This window comes from aff. Roholtiella sp. LEGE 12411 (assembly GCF_015206995.1).
Lineage (GTDB): Bacteria > Cyanobacteriota > Cyanobacteriia > Cyanobacteriales > Nostocaceae > Komarekiella.
The window spans coordinates 16,289-37,261 of record NZ_JADEXR010000052.1; the positions used below are offsets into that span (position 1 = coordinate 16,289).

Genomic DNA, 20,973 nt, shown 5'->3' on the forward strand with positions numbered 1-20,973 from the left:
CGTACAGTATGAGCGGAACTGATGATTATTATTATGTATTATTTAGCGCATTGCATACATCATTTATGTACTATTGTAGAGTACAGTTTCAAGATTGGCTGCTCGTAGCTAGTCCTTCTGCCCCACGTAGCACATACTCAGAGAAGGCATCACTACCAAATAACCCGTTGAGAGATATAATCACAGACACAGGAGGAACCAGGTATATCACTGGGGCAAGGTAATCTACATGATAGATTTGCAATCTGACTTTTCCCGTTAAGTCTCTCTAGCAAGCTGCCAACCTTCACTCTTGTCGTGCAATTTTAACCAGCCTCGCCACAGTACCTGGATGCCAATTGGAGTATTACGTGGATGTTCCAAGTAACCGCCTAAACGAGGGATCGCTTGCACAGCCCAACTAACTGTTAGCACCTTGGGTAGTTTGGGAGATTTAGCGCTTATTATCCGAAGCTGACGGGGATTAAGAATCTCAATGGCGGGGACGAAAGGGTGGGTGCGGTGTAGATAAGTTAACTGCAACAGTTCCACAGCAATTACACTCAAGAAACCAATTAAGGTCTTCATACCCTCAGCAGCAAGTCTGTATCTTTCTACTTGACAGCCTGACTTGAAAATTTTATGACTCGATTCCAGAGTTTTTGCCACAACATCCCTACCGATTGACCAATATGAGGTTCTATCGCTAAAGCGCTGTGTAATATTAAACCGTTACCACCTTTTCCAATCGCACCATAACCTTCTTTTTTAGCCAGAATGCTGTCATAATCGAGAAAAGTAGTGTCTCCAACACACAACACTAGATCATATTCTGCAACAGTTTCCGCCGTCATTTGACAGTGCGGCTCTATTAGTTTTGCAAATTCCACTTTTGGGTTGGCAAAAACTCATAAGCTCTCTTGAGTACGTTTCCCTTGTTGAAGATTTCCCATAGTCCTTTGCCAAATCCAAGACTTAGAGCATAGCCTATTGACATTGCACGCTCATTCAATCGGCGGTAAGCGTAGCCATGCCGTCAGGCTTATCGCCTAGCTCACAAGTCGCAAAATTTTTCTCCCACCAGTCCAGCATTGCTTGTCACCTCCAGCACCCGATTTCAATTACTGTACCGTATATGGTGTGCTTTCTCCTCAATCCTTTCTGAGCAAGCTTTTCGAGACTTAACGGGAAAAGTTAGAAACTACTCTTGGTACTAAAGCTTGGGATACCTTTATGTCTCTTGTTGCCACTACTCGGAAGTTGTCAATCAGCTTTTTTGAGTATGTGCGTGACCGTATTTCTAAGATTGGGAAAATCCCTTCTCTTGCGACTATTATTCGGGAAAAATCTTTTGGTAATCCCTTCGGTTGGTCGTGGTAACCAGAATAATTGCTTACCCCGAAGTATTGAGGGGATACATTTTTTTGACCCCTAGTTAATATTCCGGACGTGTCTAATTTATTGAATTGCCAACGCGCAGCGTCTCGTAGAGAAGACGCCAAGATGCTAAGAGCGTCAACGTGCAGCGTCTGGTAGAGAAGAATTCGTAGAGTGTGCGTGAGTGGTATCTACGAAACACTTGGCATTGCAGAGCGAATTGTATGAATAAAGTTTTGGGCATAACGCTGCGTAGAGAAATCGCAAGCACGTTGTCGCGCCGCTAGTCCGACATTTCGGGCAAATTCTTGCTCGTCGAGATAGCGGAGAATGGCGATCGCTAATTTATCCGCATCGCCGTAAGGTGTTAATAGTCCATTAACGCCGTCAGTAATAATCTCAGTCGGGCCCCCAGCATTGCCAGCTATAATCGGTTTACCCAATGCCATCGCTTCAATAATTACAATCCCAAATGGCTCTTTATCTGATGCATGTACAAATACATCCATCGCCTGCACCCACTCCGGGATATTACGCTGTAGCCCAGCCATAATCACCCGCTCTTTCAACCCTAAAGCTGCTATTTCTGCTTTTAAGAATTCCTCATAATCTGGTTCCAAATCGTGCTTACCGCCAACCACTACACAATGAGCATCGGGATATTTTTGCAAAACTTGGGACATGGCTTGTACTAGTACGTGCATTCCCTTCCATCGTTGCAATCGCCCGACAATTCCAATTAAGGGCCCGTGCAATGGTAAGCCTAACTTCTGCCGTGTTTCTTCTGCTGAAGGCAAAGCAGCAGGCTCGAATCTGTCTAGGGCGACACCAGGGTAAACTAAAGGTGTTGGTCTGTGGGGCCAAATCTGGGCTTGTGCTTGCTTACCATCTTTCGAGAGAGTGACGATCGCACGAGCGGGTATTAAAGTCGCCAGTCGCACTAACCAAGTTTTATCACTAGGTACTTCTAGTTGATACCACACAGCCGGCAACCCCGCCAGCATCGCCGCTAAACCCCCAGATATATGAGTGATCCACATCCAATTAACAATCATATCTGCACGTTCGCGGCGGGCGATCGCAGCTATTTGGAAAACAGCCGCAATAAAACGGTGAACTTGGCGTAGACGACCGCTTTTGACAATTCGCGTATCAATGCCGAGGGACTTGACTTGTTCTACCATCGGCCCGTCTTCCAAAAATATCACCAACCACTCAACACCAGCATTACGTCCTTGGTGCATTAAATCCCAAAGCATCATTTCACCGCCGCCTTTTTGCTCGGCTAGCGGCATCACAACTATAACTTTCATAATTTAGATCCTTATTTTAATGTCGTAATTCCTTGATGCTGATAGTATTTATGTGCTGCCATAGTCATAGCTAAAAAGCCCCAAAGGATCATACCTGCTACACTCAACATGCCACTACCAATAAATAGCTGTGTGGAAGCACTGATTCCAATGGCGCGGGCAGCACTGACAAAACTATCAAAACGAGCTTCACTATATTGACTAACACTGAAAAGCATTAAGATTAACCCACCCATGTAAGGTATGGCTCCAAACCACCCTAGGGTAAAGAACATATCTAAAATGCCACTGTCAATCACAACAACTTCGATCTGACCGGTTTTTTCGTTAACCTTCCAGATATTTCCTAAACCACTACCTAGAGCATTAGAAAGGGCTAGACCAAGATTTCGGTCATAACTCCCTGATCTATCTTTAAAACTGCCATCTTCTTGAAGATGATAAAAAGTTTCCAATCGACTACCAATAACTGTAGAAAGTGGTTCGATGGTTGCTAAAGGGATAACACACATTGCCATCACCAGAATTATTGTAATTAGGCGCATTTGAATCCGAGCTTTAACTGAACCCATAATCATAATTACTCCTAACAACCAACCACCCCAGTTAGTACGTGCTTGCGCTAGTAAAAATGACAAATAGCCAACAGCTGAGGCAGGAAAAATTAATTTTCCCGAACTGGTAAATAACAACAACAACCCAGCTTGCATAACAGAGCCAAACGGCCCGACTGAGTGCAGTGTGCTCCACACACGCATCCCAAAAGGTACAGGGTTTCCCGAACTGGTAAACAGTTTTGATTCGATCAGCCAATATCGATCCCACTCAGGAGCTATCACAAATTGATATATGCCATAAGCTCCTGTAATTAACACGCACCAAAGAAATGTGCGCTGAATATTTTGGCGATAACTGGGATAGTCTCGCCAGTTTGTGAATAAGTGAAAAGCGAAGATAATTGGACTTAGCCAGTCTAGAAGACCACGTGCTACAGGAATCGGTGAATTGTAAATTAGCCCGACTAAAAAGCCATAGAAAACGCCGGCAAAACCCAAAATAAAAGGTAAGCCACCCTGACGATAAGCACCAGGGAGGTGGCGTAAAAAGCTTCCTATAGTTACAAATACAACCAAGTAGGGGGCGATGAGCATCTGACGGGTGGGATCCCAACCAACTCGATAATCAACTAACCGGGTAGCTAAGGGGGTGAGAAACCATATCCACCAAGTAAAGCCGATGTAGAGAATGGGATGCCGTAAATATAAAAACACAGCTACAAGTAAAGCTGTCACTGGATAAATTAGGCGCAATAAGGCAGCAGCGCCGGCAAAATAGCAAGCTACAGTTACGAATATAAAGCCGAGGATGACAATCCAACCTTGTGGCGATCGCTCTTTCGGAGAAAAGTTTTCTTTTAAAAAACTATTGAAAAGTATCTGCTTGGAAATCACTAATACATCTCCACCATGCAGGTAGTTAATTGAAAAGTTGGAAACTGTTTGTAGTAGGTGCTTTAGCGCCTTGAAGATTATGCAGATTACAAGTGATATTTCACTCTTAAGCACTGAAGTGCTTACTACAAACCATTGCTCATTTTGAATTGCTGATATGCTTGCCAACGCCCACGCCAGGATGCCAGCAATTTTTTACCTGCCAGTTGACCTTGGTTGGGCAGCAGTCTCAGGCATTGTACTAAGCCCAAGCTATCGCGTGTACCAATGAATACGGCCCAGAGCAAAAAGACGGCACGACGGATAGACGGCAGATGTTCTAATAAAACTAAAGTTTCGTTATGAACTAAATTAATAAAGGCAATTTCATTAAAGTTGTTTCGCTGATCTTCATCAAAACGTTGGGCTGGAAAATGATCTACAGCTACATTGGGGTCGTAAATTATCTGCCAACCAGCCCGCTTAAGAGCCAGAGTGAATGCCATTTCAAAGTGTACTTGTGCTCCTGTACCTCGCATCCGTTCATCAAAGCGCAATTGTCCGTACGCTTGGGTACGAAAACTCATGTTCACACCTTTGAGAATATCGACTCCGCGGGGTTCTCCGATTCCCAGGTGATGGTTGCCAATCACGCGCCCAAACCACTGTAACTGACCGACTACTGGGCGGGAGTCGTCTTCTAGTTTGCTACCGTGGTGTATCCAGTCACGCCCACCTACGCCGCCGAGGCGATGATCACAGATAAAGTGAGCGGCGATTCGTTCTAACCAATCTGGGTGAGGTGCGGCATCATCATCAGTAATTGAAACAATATCGCCCTCTACTGCTGCTAGCCCAGCGTTGAGGGCTGCTACTACCCCCGGTTGCGTTACCTCTACAGTATGCAGTGGCAGGTTGTGCGCTTTGTATTTGTATTGGTCAAGGAATTGCCATGTTTCTGTATCCGTGTCACGCACAACCACTATCACCTGATCGGCTGGTTTAGTTTGCTCCTGTAGCGCTAAAAGGCAGCGGGACAGATCTAGAGGACGGCGATAGGTCGGGATGAGAACAGTGTTCTGCATTGCTTAACTCCTCGAATAGATCCACATAAGTTTGCGCCATAGTAGTCCAGCTATGTTGTTCTGCTACAGAGCGAGCTGCTTGGCCCATCTGTTGCATTAAGATGCGATCGCTCACTAAGGATAACAGTGCTGCTGCTAAAGCATTGGTATCGTCTGAGTCTGGTAAGACGACTCCACATTCTGGTGTCACTAATTCTGCACCTCCTGTTGCGGTGGCAGTAATTACAGGCAGTCCAGAGGCGAGTGCTTCTAACAATACAAGGGTGCAAGCTTCGTAACGGGAAGGAAAAACGAATAAATCCACTGCTCGCATAATTTCGGCGATATCACGTCGATATCCGACAAAATGCACGCGCTGATTTAATCCCAGAGATGCTGCTAGCTGGGGAAAGGGGCTACCTTCGGTGTTACCCACCACCACTAGATGTAAGTCAGGAACTTTTGCTAAGGCGTGCAGCACGGTATCCAAGTTCTTCCTGGGTGTGCGGATGTCTCCAGCAAATAATGCTAGGGTGACATTCTCTGGGAGTCCTAATTTTGGGCGAGATGCTACACCAGGAGCAAACTCTTGTAAATCAACTCCATTGACTATTACCCGAATTCGAGAACGAGGAACGCCAATGTTAACTAATTCCTGTGCTACTTTTTCGGATACGGCTACGACGATTTTCGCTGTTTGAAAGGCTTGTTTTTCCCAACGGGCATTTAAAGCGGTAAAAAGCCACTGGTAAAGACCATACAAATCTCGGCGGTTGCGGGAAATGTGAACAGGCGATCGCAACCATGAGTTATGGACAAAATGTACAGCATTCACATCAGCAGTAGCCATACTAATTGCTCCATTGACTTTGACTAAATCAATGCTAGAGCGATGTTTTCGTAACCAATCTGCACTTTTTTTAGCAAAAATAAAATTCCGAATTAATTCGGTCGGATATCCTTGAACTGAAATTGCCATCCAGTTAACTTTGTGATCTTTTTCTAATTCTGGTGCAACTTCACTTGCTAATAATATTAGATGATGACCTCGACGAATTGCTTCTTTCGCAACTTCATAATTTACCCGGCCTTGACCATCACCTCGTTTAACTTTATGGGTAATAATACAAAGTTTCACGCATCACCTCTTTTACCAATAGTCTAATTTTACTTCCGATATTATATTTTTAAAATAACTCGGTTATTTCGATATTTCTAGCAATTTACTTACCACTTGTTGGGGAGTGAAACTGAGAGTAAGTGCTATGATAGTTCGCAAATTAAACTTTTGTTTGTTCAGTACTTGCCAAAAATAAGGACGTGCTGCTGTTGTCTGGTTAATTCGCAGTAAACCAATTCCTAAAGTAGTGTTAGCTGCTAACCATTGCTGTTGAAAATACGTCTTAAATTCTTGTAAATGAGTGTCTTCCATAAACACTTTGTAGCAAAACATTTCACTTTTAGCTTTGCGGATTTTTGCCCGCACATCTCGACTACCACTCAGCATAGTGTCAGTTTGCTCATGGGCACGATATCGTGTAAGTCTTTCTGGATAATAGTAAGCACCACGACCAGATATACAGCAGAGGTAAGTTAAATATAAATCCCACATGCCGCCAACTTCTGGGGGAATACTATTCCAATCAACAACATCATTACGAATCACACAAGCCGCGGCGGTAGCTATACTTTTATCTACTAACCCAATCTTGAAGAAAGATTGATAAGTTCCTTGTGCTAATTTATCTCGTTTGTAAGCGCGTGTATTTTCTTCGGTTCCAGCATGATTAATTTGGCTATGTGCATCTATGATATATTGATCGCAAAAAGCGAGAACTAATTCAGAATTTGATTCTAAAATTGGTATAAGCTTTGCTAAAAAGTCTTCATTCCACATATCATCATCATGGAGGCTACCAACGTATTTACCTTGCGCCATTTTGAAGCCGTGTTGCTGATTAGCAAACATACCTAAATTTTGCGGTTGTCGCCAAAATCTGATGCGTGAATCGCCAAAAGATTCGACAATAGCTTGAGGATTTTCTGGACTACAATTATCAGAAATAATAATTTCAATATTTTGATAAGTCTGTTTAACAGCACTAGCGATCGCTAGCTGAAGATACTCTGGTCGATTATAGGTTGGAATAATAACACTAACTAAAGGCTGTTGACATTCTTGATTCAATAACATGTTTTTTACTCCGTGATGTTTCCGGTAAAAGTTATCCCCCAAAGCAGCCAATTTGGCTTGATTTATTTTAGCAATTAATTACTTTAAACAAAAAACTCAAGGATGATTCTTTCATAAATCTCTTGCAGACGTTTTATATGAATATCCATTGTAAGTTCTTTCATCAAAAAAGCATGACCTTGCTCGCCAATATGGCGACTTTTTTGATAATCTATATCTAATTCAGTAATAGCACTAGCTAGCTTATTAATATCATTAGCTGGAACAAGAATACCTGTTTCACCATCTCGTAAGTGCTCTGGAATACCTCCAACTGCACTGGCAATTACAGGTCGATAACGAGCATAAGCCTCAAGAGTGACAAGTCCAGCAGGTTCAGGCCAAACACTGGGAAATACGACAGCAAAACACTGTTGATAAAGTGCATTTAATTTGTCACCATCACACCAACCATGCCAAGTTATCCGGTTATTTAATCCTAGTGAGTTAGCTAATTTTTCTAATCGGAGTCTATCCCATCCTTCACCTGCAATATCGAGTTGAATTTGCGGATTTGTATGCACTAAAGTTTTTAGCAACCATTCCAGTCCTTTATCAGGTACAATCCGTCCAACAAACAAAATTCTATGATTTTGATGAATTTCTAAACTTAGGGGTTTTGTGCCCATTTTGGGTACTTCAGTACCACAACGTAGAGTAATAATTTTTTCAGGTGGCACACCATTTTGCATTAACTGTCCTCGTACATAGTTGCTATTAGCAATAACAGTAATTTTCTGATTTTTTAAGATATTTAGTACCTGCTGAGAGTGCATGAATTCTTTAACCACTCTTTGAGGTCTACGGCTACCACAGCCATCTACTATTTTGCCCCAAGTACATCCTAGATACGAGAAATTTCGCTCACAAATTGCACCCTGACCCGCTAAATATTTTGTGCCACTAGGGCAGTATGTTGAATGATTATGAACAGTGAAGACAGCAGGACATTTTCCCGTCAGCCCCAATAATAAGTCTGGACTATGAATGTGAACTAATTTAAACTGGCTTTGGTCAACATTTTGGAGTGATTTTAAAACGCGATCGCTCACATCAGGTAGTTGAGAATTAATGAGAGAAGTTAAATAAGTTTCAGCTCCTCCACTTCCATTTATTTCAAACCCAGAGCAGTGATAAATCAGTTTTTTAGCAGATATTCCATGTGAGATTTTTTTTGGAAATTTCTCAGTTTCTTTGATTAAATTTGACATTATTACTTCCTTACTATTTCCAGACTCAATTAGATGTTATTAACCAATATCTATAGGGTTCCTATTTGATTATTGAAAAAAATCAGTACATCTTTATTACTTCTTCCCCATTCCCTATTCCCTGTCTCTACGAGTGATTCAGCAATTAAACCGGATTACTATAATATTTCAGTTGAGCAATCCTTGAGTTATAAATATTTGTTGTAGTTTTTGGTTGTAAAGTTCTTCAGTATAGGCAATGGCAGTACTTCTAGCTGCTCTACCCATTTCTAGACAAATCGATTCATTAGCAGCTAACAAATCCAATTTTTCCGCAATAGCTTTCTCATCTCTGGGTGGTACAATAAACCCATTCACGCCGTCTTTTACTAAATCGGCAGCACCACAATGAGAAGTGACAATTACAGGTAAACCGCAAGCCATTGCTTCGAGTACTACTAGTCCAAAACCATCTTCAACGGAAGGTAAAACTAGGACTGAGCAACGACTGAATACTTGTACAGGGTCTTGATGATTGAAGTTCCAAAATTCTTGTTTAATATGAGAATTTTTACTTAGTGTTTTTTCTACAAGCAGTCGTAATACACGTGTTGATGTACCACCAATTAATAATAATTCAGAATTAGGAATTTTCGCTTGCAAAAAGGCATGAATTAAATATTGAACTCCTTTACGAGGTTCAATTGTGCCTACATAAAGAGCACGAAATGTTGAGTCAGTTTTGGCAGATGGATAAAATTTTTCAGTATTAATAAAAGGAGTGAGGATAGCAATTTTTTCTGGAGAAAATCCTGTATCAATAAATGATTGTTTAGCAACCTGTGAAAGTACAACGATTAAATCAGCTTGCGTACACTCTTCTAAGAAGCGTTGCAGCATCATGGGATTCATTGTTGCTACAGTGGAGTCAGAGAGAAACTGCATCTCTTGTTGAATTTGTTCCTGCATGAAGGGGAGGTAATTATTAAGGCAATAAAGCCAGGCGATCGCACCTTTTGCTTTGGCTACCCTAAAGCCTAAATTAGTTTGACCTGCTACCCCCATAATTAAATCACAGGGCTGAGATTGTAACTTTTTACTTACCTGTTGATCAAAATATAAATCACTAAGTAATACAGCCCAATCATTACGACGACGCAGTAAGGGAGTAGCAAGTAATTGTTTGCTCCAGCGAGAATATCCAACGGGATAAATTGGAAAATCTGTATGAGGTATTTCCAAACCTGCACAAAATACAGTTAAATCTGCTAATTGGCTTAAACCTGTGGCTGCATTTGCTAAGCAGACTCCTTGTCCTCCTGTACCTAAACTTGTATTGCAAGTAAGAGTAATTTTCATAACTTTGAGTTAGCAATAGTGGATTTTAAGCAAACTTAATCTCTAAACTTATAGATGCTAAATAGCTTTTAAAGTCTATTTTGCCTTACCTGATTCATACTGCATTTGATGATATTTCCAAAGCTTGTTTTTCAGATCAAGTAGTTCTTGATATTTACCTTGCTCTACAATACGTCCCTGTTCTAGTACTACGACTTTATCTGCTTTAGCAATAGTAGAAAGACGGTGAGCGATCGCAATTACTGTTCTCCCAACAGATAGCTTTTCTAATGAGTCTTGAATTAAACGCTCAGATATAGAATCTAAGGCGCTAGTTGCTTCATCTAAAATCAAAATTTCTGGGTTACGCAGTAAAGCACGCGCAATTGCAATTCGCTGTCTTTGTCCTCCAGATAACCGCACACCTCTGTCTCCTAGTTGTGTGTCAAAACCTTCGGGCATTTCCAGAATAAATTCTAATGCATTCGCTAGTTGAGCAGCTTCTCTAATTTCAATTTCACTTGCTTCTGGTGTACCGTAAGCAATGTTATTCCGAACAGAAGTATTGAAAATAAATGTGTCTTGACTAACAACAGCTATTTTGCGACGTAGAGAGTTAATTTCAAACTGCCGCAAATCTATTTCATCTATATAAATATTCCCCTCTGTAGCATCATAAAACCGGGGAATTAAATCGGCAAGTGTTGTTTTACCAGCACCAGACGCTCCTATTAGCGCTGTCATTTTTCCACGTTCAATGGTGAGCGTAACATTATGCAGTACCAGGTTATCGGCACTATAGCCAAAATCAACTGATACTAAATTGATTGACCTTTTTAAATCTTGAAACTGAATTGTGCCGTTTTGAAAGTAAATTTTATCATCAGTTTTCAATAGGTTGTTAATGTTGTCTGCTGAGCCTTGGAGAGTGCTGATAAATGCTCTTGTGCCATTAATATCTTGAACGAATGGCACGAGGCGCAATAGTACAAAGAAGAAGGTTAATAAAGAAGCTACTTGTAGCGTTCCATTGACCACAAAGCTGGTAAACGCCAAAATAATCATTCCGAGCAATACTGTAGTACCTATTCCTTCAGCAATTGGTCTTACCAGTGTCCAGATTAATATAACTTTAGTGGAACTACTAACTACGCGATCGCTAGCTTTGTAGTAACGCTGACGTTCAAATTCTTGAGTACTAGAAGCATGAACGGTACGAATGCCATTAATAAACTCTATGGCTGTTGATGTAAAATTACCGTTAGCTACCGACATGCCAAAACTTGTTTCTCGAACTCTGGCATTCAGAGTTGACAATCCCACACCTAAAAGTGTAAATAACAAGACTGCAATCAGCGTGAGTTGCCATGAAAGTACAAACATTGATATTAAATATACCAAAGTTGTTATCCCTTTACTAAATAAAAATGCAGCCCCGCTAAAACCTTGTCTTACACGCTCAATTTCTGTGGTAATTGTGTTAATCAGTTCACCAGAACGAGTTTTTGCAAAGTAGCTGAGCGACAATGATTGTAACTGTTCAAAAATTTGCTTACGTAGGCGATCGCCAAGATGTAATTGAGATAATTCAGTATATACTTGTGCAAAATAATTGAAGCCTACGCGTAACCATGTACTCAACAGAATTAGTAAAGAAATTCTGTATAAACGACTAAATGCTGAGGTATTAGCTCCGAGAATTAAATTATCAAACCAGTCTATTCCTATCTTTATTGGTTGGGCATTAGGGCTAGTTAAACTTTGCAAAAATGATAGCAAAAAACCAATACTAACACCTTCAAACGTTGCAGCTAAAAATGAGAATATTAAGGCAAGTATAGCAATTTTACGAAAGTGTTTAAATTCTCGTAAAATCAAATAATTGTTTTTCCAGAAGCTAGTAGCTTTGAACCAATTGTGGAATGACCGAGATAGTTTGAAATGCATGGATGATTTGTCAAAAATAGTTTCGCAAGGCAAATAGATATTACAGCTTGTAGTTAGCGCTATCTTCACTAAAGCGCTAACTACGAACTGTACTACTTAAAAAACTGATAAGCAATAAATAAATTACAGTGTTGGGCTATCCAAAGGTAATAAGTTGGACTGTGTATCCATATCCCACGAAGCAGTAATCTCTGATAGTTGATTTAGCGATCGCTTTCCTTGTAAACTTAGCTCTACTGCATCTTTCAAAGTCCAACAACGAGATCCCATCAAACTCATTTCACCACGCAGTACATTCAATAACTGAGGCAAATTATCCAGATCATATTTACGCATCCAACGCCCTAATGGTGTGATGTTTTGCTTTGCAGTTGGGCAAAATTTAATTGCTTGAAAGAGTTTACCTCGTTCTCCAACATACCACTCATGAGAAAAAAGTGATTCTGGCGATTCAAATTGCATCAGCACAACTAATATCAGCATAACTGGACTTACTAATAGTAGTAATACTAAAGCAGTAATCCAATCAATTAGTCGCTGTAACCACTTCAATGGATAGCTACCTTGTCTCGTTGGTTGATTACCAGAGCGAATGCGTAGGAATAATGGCTTATGAGCTTGCTCGCACGCATTGGCCCAGAACCTCAGCAAAGTCTCGCCGAGCTTTGGGTCTATGCTCACCAAATTTATTGGAGAATGTTTTAAACAATCTACTAACAATTGCTCATTATCTAATGAAGGTAGATATGGTTGTTTTACTTCTCCAGGAAGTTTTACCAACAGCTGACCCCGCCGCCACACAAGTGTGCAGTGTGAGGAGGGATTAAGTTGCTGCTGCTGAGTAACATTATAAAAATTCTGTAGAGTTGGAATTATTGAGGTTGTCATAATGTCTTTGGATTTATACAGTGATGACTTGCTGAAGTGTTATCAAAGACTATCAAGGTAAAAGATTCAAACTGAATCTTTTTTGCCCCAAAAAACTGTAGATAATGGCGTGCAAAATATGCTGTTTTTACTTGTTTTCTAGGCGAATACATATTTTGCGTAATCATGCTGGTTTTAAGATGTACAAACGAGAAAGATCCTAAGTAGATAAATAACAATAAATATAGCGGAGGAATTGTATTTATCTGCTTATTTCGATTGAGCTAACCAAACCAGTCTACTTTTATTTTCTAGCCTTTTGGAAGAGGCTTTAATCTCTAGAATATAAGAATATGTGAGAGTGAATAATGCTTAAATAAATTCTTTATTGACTCTTTAAATAAGCACTGTTTCATCTAGCTAATTATAAATATCTTGTGAAATACTGGCTTCTGTTAATAGTAATACAATTAACTTTTGACATTGAAAAAGTTTATTTATTACAAATAATTTAATTAAATCATTGTAAGGGCACAATATATTGTGCCCCTATCGTGTATTGCTCGGTTGCAAACGACTATATGTGCGATCGCACTATCTACAAGATTTGCCAGAGTGTGACACCAAAGAAGGCATCTACCTCAAATGATTAAAAATCCTCTGAAAACAGAATAGTTGCGTGAAAATCATCTAGCTATTTTTCCACGGCTTGTTTGAGGGCTAATCGTTGTTGTTTTACATAAGGAACGTAGGTATTAGCAGAGTTTGATACTCCATCTGCCACAACACCAATAAGATTTAACCTGCTTAGCATAGTTGTAGCTTGAGCAAGTTGGGCTCGCGTCACCCCACCAATGCTTGCTACCAGTACTACGCTACGACAAGATGATGCGGTAAGCATAGCATCCACCAAGCCGAGAACTGGAGAAGCATCTATAAGTACCAAATCATAGTTCTCCTCAAATGTTGCCATCAATTGCATCATCCGAGGGGAACTCAAGAGATTAGCTGAATCAGCAGGCGTTGGCCCAGCGGTCAAAATATCGATGTAGGATGAGCCTGAGTACTGAATACTAATCTGGTTGGGTAGAGTGACATCACTCGCCAATAGAGTTGAAAGCCCCTGTTCATTAGGAAGATTTAGCTGTTTGTGCAAACTGGGATCTCTTAAATTGGCATCAATTAAAAGTACTCGTTTGTGTAAACGAGCAGCACTCATTGCCAAACCCAATGCTAAAGCTGACTTACCCTCATCAGCCAAAGCCGAGGTAATCATCAAAGACTTCAAGCTAGAAACAGAATTTAAAAGTTCAATATTTTTGTAGATAAGATCCAGCGATTCCCAACGTGGTGGGGATTGCAACACCTGAATTGTCCAGGGGGCGAGAACTTCTGGCTTGCCAAAAGGCAACTTGATCATTGATTCTCTGGTTTTAGCAGGTGGTAACTTGGGAGTCGTTCCCAACAACGGCAGAGCAACCTGCTTCTCCAACTCAGCGGTGGTATGAACAGCATCATCAGCTGCTTCTCGAATAAAGGCAGCAACGCCTCCTAACATTAACCCAACTACTGCACCCAACAATAGATTCTGCTGGAGGTTCGGGCCTAACTGTGCGCCTCTTTGGGGATCTTCTACAACTTCCCAATTAAATCCACCTTTGGAAAGTTCTTGACGCAATTGTTGCTCTGCTCTTAAAAGTTGCTCCAACCTTTCACGACTAAATTGTAATTGTGGCAACATGCGATTGTAATAAGCCAACAGAGGAGGAAAGCGTTTAAGTTCCAAGCGCAACTCGTTCTGTTTCTGTGTCAAAGTTTGATCGCGAGCACTTAAAGCAACTATAGTTGTCTGCGTCTCCACTAACTGACCGGCAAGGTTGAGGTCAATTTCACCGAGCTGTCCTTGTTCAAGAAGAGATTGTCCAGCAGAGAATGCACCTGCGGGCTTTCCGCCTAAAGTCCTTCCTACTTCTTGTTGCAGTAATACCTTTTGGCTTTGAAGTTGGTCTTTGAACTTTTGCACGCTTGGAGTTTCATCCGTGAAACGTAAGCGTTCCTGTGCTAGAGCCAGTTCTGATTTTTGGATTTCATTCAGTAAGCCTTGATAGCGAGTAGACTGACTCAGACGGGAAGAAACTAGAGCATTTTGTGGAGAACGGTTGAGTTGTTCTTCCAATGATTTTTGGCGTGCAAAAGCCTCCTCATACTGAGAACGAGTGGCCTGTCGTTCTTGCTCAATAGTATTCAAAGCTGTTTCAATTGCTTTGGCCTGTGCCTCTGGATCAATTAAATTTTGGTTTCGGCGAAATCTTTGTAGGTTTGCTTCTGAGGCATTTACTTCTTCACTGGCTTTACTCAACTGCTCCCTGATAATTTGCAGACCTTTCTGTAAACGTAAATCCTGCTGTTGTTTGTTGTATTCTAAATAAACTTGCCGAATTGCATTCAGAACTTTTTGTGTCTTCTCTGGATCTGTATCGATATACTCAACTTGAAATATTTTAGTAACGACATTATCTTCTTTAGTTCTTAATTGATTTAAAACCAAAGACTTTTTAATTTCAGCTGTTGTTATATCTGGATAGTCAGGCTGAAGTTTATCAACTGCTTTTTGTATGAGTCCAGAACCTTGCATCAAGTTCAGCTGGGTAGCAGTATCGATGACAACACTAGAATCAGTAAACTGACTTTCTGTTCCAGTTGCTTCCTTCTTGCCTTGATAGTTAGGCTCTATTAGCAGTTGCATCGAACTTTTGTAAGTAGGATGTGTCCTAGAAGTTACTATACCTGCAATAGCAATAGAACTAATAAATACTGCTAAAAACCAGGGAAATCTCCGCACAAATATTGCAAATAATTGTCCGTAGCCTGGTTCAGTTTCCGGGACTGTAGTTATATGTGGATTTAGACTATTTTGAATCACTTTTATTATCCTTATCTTCTCTTGTCTTCTCTACGAGAGGCTGTAGGTAGTTTGCTTCCACGTAGAGATACACCGAACAAATCAAATGAACGATTGATGCACACCACGCGCTTGACCAATAATTTTCTCGACTTTACTAAAGAACGCTTTTTCGGAAAAATTTGTCACTGCATGATTACGGATATGCTCGTAATTCCAAGTGATTTTTCCGCCTTCTAGTAAAGCAGCTTGCAGGGATTCCGGTGTCTGTCTTTTAAAGAAGACTCCTGTTTTACCAGGTATTTGAGTATCTAATACTCCACCTGCGCCGTAGGCGATGACAGGTGTTCCACTGGCATTAGCTTCTACTGGAACTAAACCATAGTCTTCCAACGCTGCAACAATAACAGACTTAGCTTTAGAAAATAAGTCTTTGCGTGTTCCATCACTTACGTGTCCTAAGAATTCAATATTATCTAATGCTTTAGACTTTAACCGTTCTTGTTCTGGCCCGTCACCTGATATTAATAACCGCCACCCTAGCCAATTAAAAGCTTCGATAATTATATCAAGACGTTTATAGCTGATCATTCTAGCTGAGGCCAGATAATATTCATCTTTTATATCCGAAAAAACAAAGTTACTAGTATCAATTGGATAGTTAACTACAATTGCGGGTTTGCCGTAAATATTTTGAATGCGCCGGGCGACAACACTGGAATTAGCTATATACAAGTCAGGTTCCTGAGCATAAGTCAGGTCTACGTTTCTCATTAATTGGAAAATGTATTCGATTAAAGGAGCAAAGTATCGATAGTCTCCGTACTCCCGTAAATAAGTTGCTGTATCCCACAAAAAACGGGTGACGTTATGACAAAAGCAGACGTGGCGGGCATTTGGGCGTTTTCGTACTGCTTTGGCGAAGCTGGTACTACTGCTGATAATCAAATCGTAGTCTTGCAGATTTAATGCTCTAAAAGCTGGGAAGTATAGAGGAGCTATCAACCTAAAATACTTTGCTGCACCCGGAATCTTTTGTAAGAAAGTCGTGTTAACTATACGCTCACCTACATCAATAGTTTTTTGGCGGTCGTACAAAGATGTAAAAATATCAGCTTCGGGGTAGCGCTTACATAGCAATTCAAACACGCGCTCTGCCCCACCGCGCTGGGTTAAATAATCATGGACTAGAGCAATTTTCATTAATGTTACCTGAAGTTATAATAAAGCTTTTCTGAAAGTTAATCAGCAATTTACTATTAACAACTTTAGTATTCAGTAGTATAACTTTCGTTTGCAATGAAGGATTTATCGCTCTGCATAAGGTTTTAAAGAGCTAAATATCGTTACTACTAACTATCATTTTTTCAGCCTTTTCACTTATCCTTTTTGAGGATATTTGAGAAGTACAAAATGTTTTGTATATCCCCATAACCCACATAGAAGTAAAGATTAAGAGGTTATCCAAGAGTTTGATGTATTAACAGGAACTTTTCAAATATCCTCTAAATACAGCAGATTTCAGGTATATGAAGTACATAAATGAAACCCGAAACCCTGTAGAGACGTTACATGTAGAGACGTTACATGTAACGTCTCTACTTATGATTCATGAAAATGCTAACTGCTGTATTACTTGAAATATCTACACTGGTCTAGAAAATATTCCTAATCAATTTATGTTGATACCAGAATATTGAGATAGTAGTTGTACACCATTCATTTATGATATTGGCATCATCATTTATTGATAAACTTGTTCTGATTTGGAGAGCAGACAGTTAACTATTCTGATAACTACACATAAAAACTTGCTACTACTACTATCTATAAAATCTAGAGTCTACCCTACTGCTGCAAGAATCTTTTCTGGAGCAAAATAAGCGTTTTGCTCAGTTCGTAGTTGGTCGCAGAGTCTGCCTTGAGGCAATTCTACATCCTCATAAGTAAGGACTTGATCTTTAGAAACATCTCGCTTCAAGCGACATCCTTCGGCTAAACCAATTGGTAGGAGATTTTGCTCTTGGACGATGTGGGAGTTTTCACATTGTCCGTAGGTCATATAGTAGCCGATGCCATCCAGGGTTTCTCCAGCTCTCAGGTCGATTTTAGCTGTGGTGACAACATCCACGAGTGGCCCAGCTAGTGGAGACATAACAGCATCTTGGAACAGGACAGCACGAGCGACAGATAAAGGAACTTCAAAATGACAGAGGTGATAGGGAGTATAGAAGCTGTAAAGCGGGCCTTCACCTAGTTTGTACAAGTTGAGGTAGTGGCGTTGCTTGGGGTCATCGTGAGTGGCAAAGACATACACACCAGGCCCAGGTTTTGCTCCAACTACATAATCGACGATACCGCCTAGTTGCTTGAGTTGTTCAACATCATAAAGATGGGTCATTTCTTCAACATAACCGTTGAAGTCATATCCCAGCATCCCCCGTTTGGCAACTTTCATCCCTGTGGCGTTGGCAACGATCGCCTGCTCAAAGGAAATTTTTGTTCCGTCGGCAAAGCTGGCTACCATGTGGGGTTTTTGACCCCAACGCTTGGCAAATGCTTCTTGGGTAGTGGGATTACGATAGGGGTCTTGAAGTCCTTTAATGTTACCGCACAATAACGGAGTTAAACCAATGCTTTTCACAAATCGGTAAAGATTCATTTGCACCCCTGGCTGATCGCCATCACAGGCGCTGAGAATCACCCCAGCTTTATCGGCATACACTTTTAGGATCGGGCCGATAGTGCCATCGAGTTCAGCATTCATCATAATCACATGTTTGCGATGGGCGATCGCTTCTAAGACGATATGAGCGCCAAACTCTACAGCACCTGTGACTTCGATTATGGCCTCGATTCCTTCGGCGCGGCAAAGTAACTTAGCATCTTCTGTGACAGCATACTTAGAAGATGCGATCGCATCTTCCAATTCGCTGACGGTTGCAACAATTTGAATCTCTTCAACTCCTGCTTCTAAATAAGCTTGTTTAGCTGCATCAATCCCACGATTAGAGATAGCAACTAACTCCATTCCCGGAACTGAATTGACAATCTGATTAGCAATTCCTCGACCCATAAAGCCAGCACCAATCATCGCCACTTTGATGGGATTACCTGCTGCTGCGCGGTTTTGTAAAGCGCGATCAATAATAATCATTAACTAAACTCCTTAATAGAACTGTTTGTTGGGATACCAATTCTCTATAAACTTGCACTTAATCAGTTATCAGTTAGTAGTTAGTAGTTAATTCCCATAAATAAAAGAAACTGATAACTGTTTAGTGTTCACTTATTAGCTATAGCTACTAACTGATTGTTTGCTAGACTCCGTGAAAGATGCCTGTTTTTTCTGTCTATGTTCTATCATTTGCTCCACAGCACTTCGGTAGGCTTCAGCAAACTTTTCTTTGGTATGATTTGCTCTTGCATATTCCCACGCCTTACGAGACATTAGTTTTAGGTCTTCTCCAGGCAAATTAGCAATTCTTCTAACTGTTGCCTTAATTTCTTCAAGGGAATAGTCCTTTAAAATTACGCCAAAATCGTGAACATCCACGCCAGATTCGTAGGTTAAAATTGGAATTAACCCGGCTTGCAAGCTAGTTATTACCGCTCCTGCCTGTCCCTCAGAAACAGAAGGATAAACAAGTCCTAAACAGTTATTTGTAATTTCTAAAAACTCAGGACTACTAACATCAATCCAACCATGAGTATGAATGTTTGGTGTTTCATACAACTCTTTATAGAATGCTTTCTCAAATTCTTTGTCGTTACTGACTGGGCCACAAACTGTTAAATGGTATTCTGGCATTTGAGCAAAGGCATCTAAAACTAAGTCTAAACCTTTGAGAACTAAAGCACTACCCCCAAACCATAAAAAACGCTTTTTTATCGTTTCAAAGTCTTTCCCGTCGGGACAGGGATAAACGTATGACGAAGAAATAGGAATACGAAACATCGGTTTGTTAGCATATTTGAATGTATTAACTGTGAAATTGTTGCCCAAAACAGTAGCGTAATCGGCATATTCAATTCCCAAGTTAGGCGTTTCAAACCGCTGCGGACGTAAAGTAATACCTCTACGCTGTTGTAATTCTAGAAGCCTGTTACATTCAGCCGCATTGCGAAACACCATATTAGCAATGTCAACGTGAAAAATTTTGATGCAATCTTTATTAAGGAATGGTGCAAGTGCTTCTAGCCGATGACGTAGGTCAATGAAAAATGCGTAGTCTTTTTGAGGAACGAATTCATCATTGTAGAACTGTATAACATCAACGCTATAGCCCAGGTCTAAAAAAGTTTGCGCGATGAGTAGACACTCCCAATTCCAACTTTGGTCATTGGGGACAGGCTGACCAGGTTTTAACAGGAATGGTTCAATCCGATAAGAAAGAAGCACATTTCCTTTAGAAGGTTGGTTTGGCTTGAGAGAAACAACCTGCAACGTTTTGATGTAATCGATGCGAGTTTTTACTTTTTTGATCAAAGAAGAGATAGAAGTAGCAAGATGAGATATGGTATTGTTTGGCACTTGGTGTATTCCAATTTCACGAAACTAAGCAGATAGTATTTAGAAATTTTCTGTCAGGTTTTAATTGCCGATTGACAATTACATATAGCAATCTAGATGAGTTTTGATAATCACTAAAGCTGAATGAAGCTGTGTGCAAACAGAGGACTATCATAAATCATTTAAGACTGCTATAGTTATCTAGAACTTGTACCTCCAACACTCATCATTCTCAACAAAGGCCAGTTTAAATCTTTATCAGAAATTTCAGTTACATCTAAAGGCCAATCAATGTTAAAAAATGGGTCGTCATAGCGTAGACCTTTCTCATAACCTGGCGTGTAAAATTCACCTACTTGATACACAACCTCAGTCTCATCAGCGAGTGCTTGATAACCGTGGGCAAACATTTCTGGAACATACAAAGCGCGGTGGTTGTCTGCTGTAAGTTCTACACCAATGTGTGATAGAAAACTAGGAGACTCAGGACGCATATCAATAATTACGTCATAGATAGCACCTTTAGTACAGCGAATTAATTTCGTTTCTGCTGCTGGAAGAACTTGATAGTGCATTCCCCGCAGAGTGCCTTTTTTGTAGTTGAAAGATAGGTTACATTGAGCAACTATTGGCTTTAATCCGTGCGCCTGAAATTCTTGAGCGCAAAAAGTCCGCGCGAAAAAACCACGGTGATCTGGCTTTTCTTCTAAATCAATGATGAATGCGTCTTGGAGTGCGGTTTTGGTAAATATCATATAGTAATCCGATTTGATTCGTGAACTGATTCGTAGAGATGGGGCATGGGGCATGGGGCATGGGG

16 protein-coding genes and 1 pseudogene are annotated in these 20,973 nt (G+C 40.6%); 1 reads left to right on the forward strand and 16 read right to left on the reverse strand.

Features of this window, described 5'->3' with window-relative positions:
• Positions 1 to 88 precede the first annotated feature (88 nt).
• Positions 89 to 244, reverse strand: a complete 156-nt coding sequence (locus IQ246_RS13900) for a hypothetical protein (RefSeq protein WP_194003952.1) — start codon at positions 242 to 244, stop codon at positions 89 to 91.
• 14 nt (positions 245 to 258) lie between these two features.
• Positions 259 to 833: pseudogene (locus IQ246_RS13905) on the reverse strand (hypothetical protein).
• A gap of 379 nt (positions 834 to 1,212) precedes the next feature.
• On the opposite strand from IQ246_RS13905, the gene IQ246_RS13910 reads away from it, so the two are divergent.
• On the forward strand, positions 1,213 to 1,359 hold the full coding sequence (locus tag IQ246_RS13910) for a hypothetical protein (RefSeq protein WP_194003953.1): 147 nt from the start codon (positions 1,213 to 1,215) through the stop codon (positions 1,357 to 1,359).
• 188 nt (positions 1,360 to 1,547) lie between these two features.
• Here the strand turns inward: IQ246_RS13910 and IQ246_RS13915 are convergent, their stop codons facing one another.
• The 14 genes from IQ246_RS13915 to rfbC all read right to left on the reverse strand — a co-directional run bounded on the left by IQ246_RS13915 (position 1,548) and on the right by rfbC (position 20,908).
• On the reverse strand, positions 1,548 to 2,669 hold the full coding sequence (locus IQ246_RS13915) for a glycosyltransferase (protein WP_194003954.1): 1,122 nt from the start codon (positions 2,667 to 2,669) through the stop codon (positions 1,548 to 1,550).
• A gap of 11 nt (positions 2,670 to 2,680) precedes the next feature.
• Positions 2,681 to 4,120 (reverse strand): O-antigen ligase domain-containing protein, encoded by a 1,440-nt coding sequence (locus IQ246_RS13920; RefSeq protein WP_194003968.1) that lies wholly within the window; start codon positions 4,118 to 4,120, stop codon positions 2,681 to 2,683.
• Positions 4,121 to 4,245: 125 nt separating this feature from the next.
• A complete protein-coding gene (locus IQ246_RS13925; RefSeq protein WP_194003955.1) occupies positions 4,246 to 5,184 on the reverse strand; it encodes a glycosyltransferase family 2 protein in 939 nt (312 codons plus the stop codon).
• Positions 5,102 to 6,301: a glycosyltransferase family 4 protein gene (locus IQ246_RS13930; protein WP_194003956.1), complete on the reverse strand. Its 1,200-nt coding sequence runs from the start codon at positions 6,299 to 6,301 to the stop codon at positions 5,102 to 5,104. Before IQ246_RS13930 ends, IQ246_RS13925 begins: the two co-directional genes overlap by 83 nt.
• A 63-nt stretch (positions 6,302 to 6,364) precedes the next feature.
• On the reverse strand, positions 6,365 to 7,357 hold the full coding sequence (locus IQ246_RS13935) for a glycosyltransferase family 2 protein (protein WP_194003957.1): 993 nt from the start codon (positions 7,355 to 7,357) through the stop codon (positions 6,365 to 6,367).
• An 83-nt stretch (positions 7,358 to 7,440) separates the two neighbouring features.
• On the reverse strand, positions 7,441 to 8,607 hold the full coding sequence (locus IQ246_RS13940) for a glycosyltransferase family 4 protein (protein ID WP_194003958.1): 1,167 nt from the start codon (positions 8,605 to 8,607) through the stop codon (positions 7,441 to 7,443).
• Positions 8,608 to 8,775: 168 nt separating this feature from the next.
• On the reverse strand, positions 8,776 to 9,945 hold the full coding sequence (locus IQ246_RS13945; RefSeq protein WP_194003959.1) for a glycosyltransferase family 4 protein: 1,170 nt from the start codon (positions 9,943 to 9,945) through the stop codon (positions 8,776 to 8,778).
• A gap of 75 nt (positions 9,946 to 10,020) precedes the next feature.
• Entirely contained in the window at positions 10,021 to 11,871 is a 1,851-nt protein-coding gene (hepA, locus tag IQ246_RS13950; protein WP_194003960.1) for a heterocyst formation ABC transporter subunit HepA, read from the reverse strand.
• Positions 11,872 to 11,994: 123 nt separating this feature from the next.
• Positions 11,995 to 12,759 (reverse strand): heterocyst development glycosyltransferase HepC, encoded by a 765-nt coding sequence (hepC, locus tag IQ246_RS13955; RefSeq protein ID WP_194003961.1) that lies wholly within the window; start codon positions 12,757 to 12,759, stop codon positions 11,995 to 11,997.
• Between the two features lie 673 nt (positions 12,760 to 13,432).
• Positions 13,433 to 15,661: a polysaccharide biosynthesis tyrosine autokinase gene (locus tag IQ246_RS13960; protein ID WP_194003962.1), complete on the reverse strand. Its 2,229-nt coding sequence runs from the start codon at positions 15,659 to 15,661 to the stop codon at positions 13,433 to 13,435.
• An 81-nt stretch (positions 15,662 to 15,742) separates the two neighbouring features.
• A complete protein-coding gene (locus IQ246_RS13965) occupies positions 15,743 to 16,843 on the reverse strand; it encodes a glycosyltransferase (RefSeq protein ID WP_194003963.1) in 1,101 nt (366 codons plus the stop codon).
• A gap of 640 nt (positions 16,844 to 17,483) precedes the next feature.
• Positions 17,484 to 18,797: an NAD(P)H-dependent oxidoreductase gene (locus IQ246_RS13970; RefSeq protein ID WP_194003964.1), complete on the reverse strand. Its 1,314-nt coding sequence runs from the start codon at positions 18,795 to 18,797 to the stop codon at positions 17,484 to 17,486.
• A 135-nt stretch (positions 18,798 to 18,932) separates the two neighbouring features.
• A complete protein-coding gene (locus IQ246_RS13975; protein ID WP_194003965.1) occupies positions 18,933 to 20,174 on the reverse strand; it encodes a glycosyltransferase in 1,242 nt (413 codons plus the stop codon).
• Positions 20,175 to 20,350: 176 nt separating this feature from the next.
• Positions 20,351 to 20,908, reverse strand: coding sequence for a dTDP-4-dehydrorhamnose 3,5-epimerase (gene rfbC, locus IQ246_RS13980; RefSeq protein ID WP_194003966.1), 558 nt, complete (start codon positions 20,906 to 20,908; stop codon positions 20,351 to 20,353).
• Positions 20,909 to 20,973: the final 65 nt, after the last annotated feature.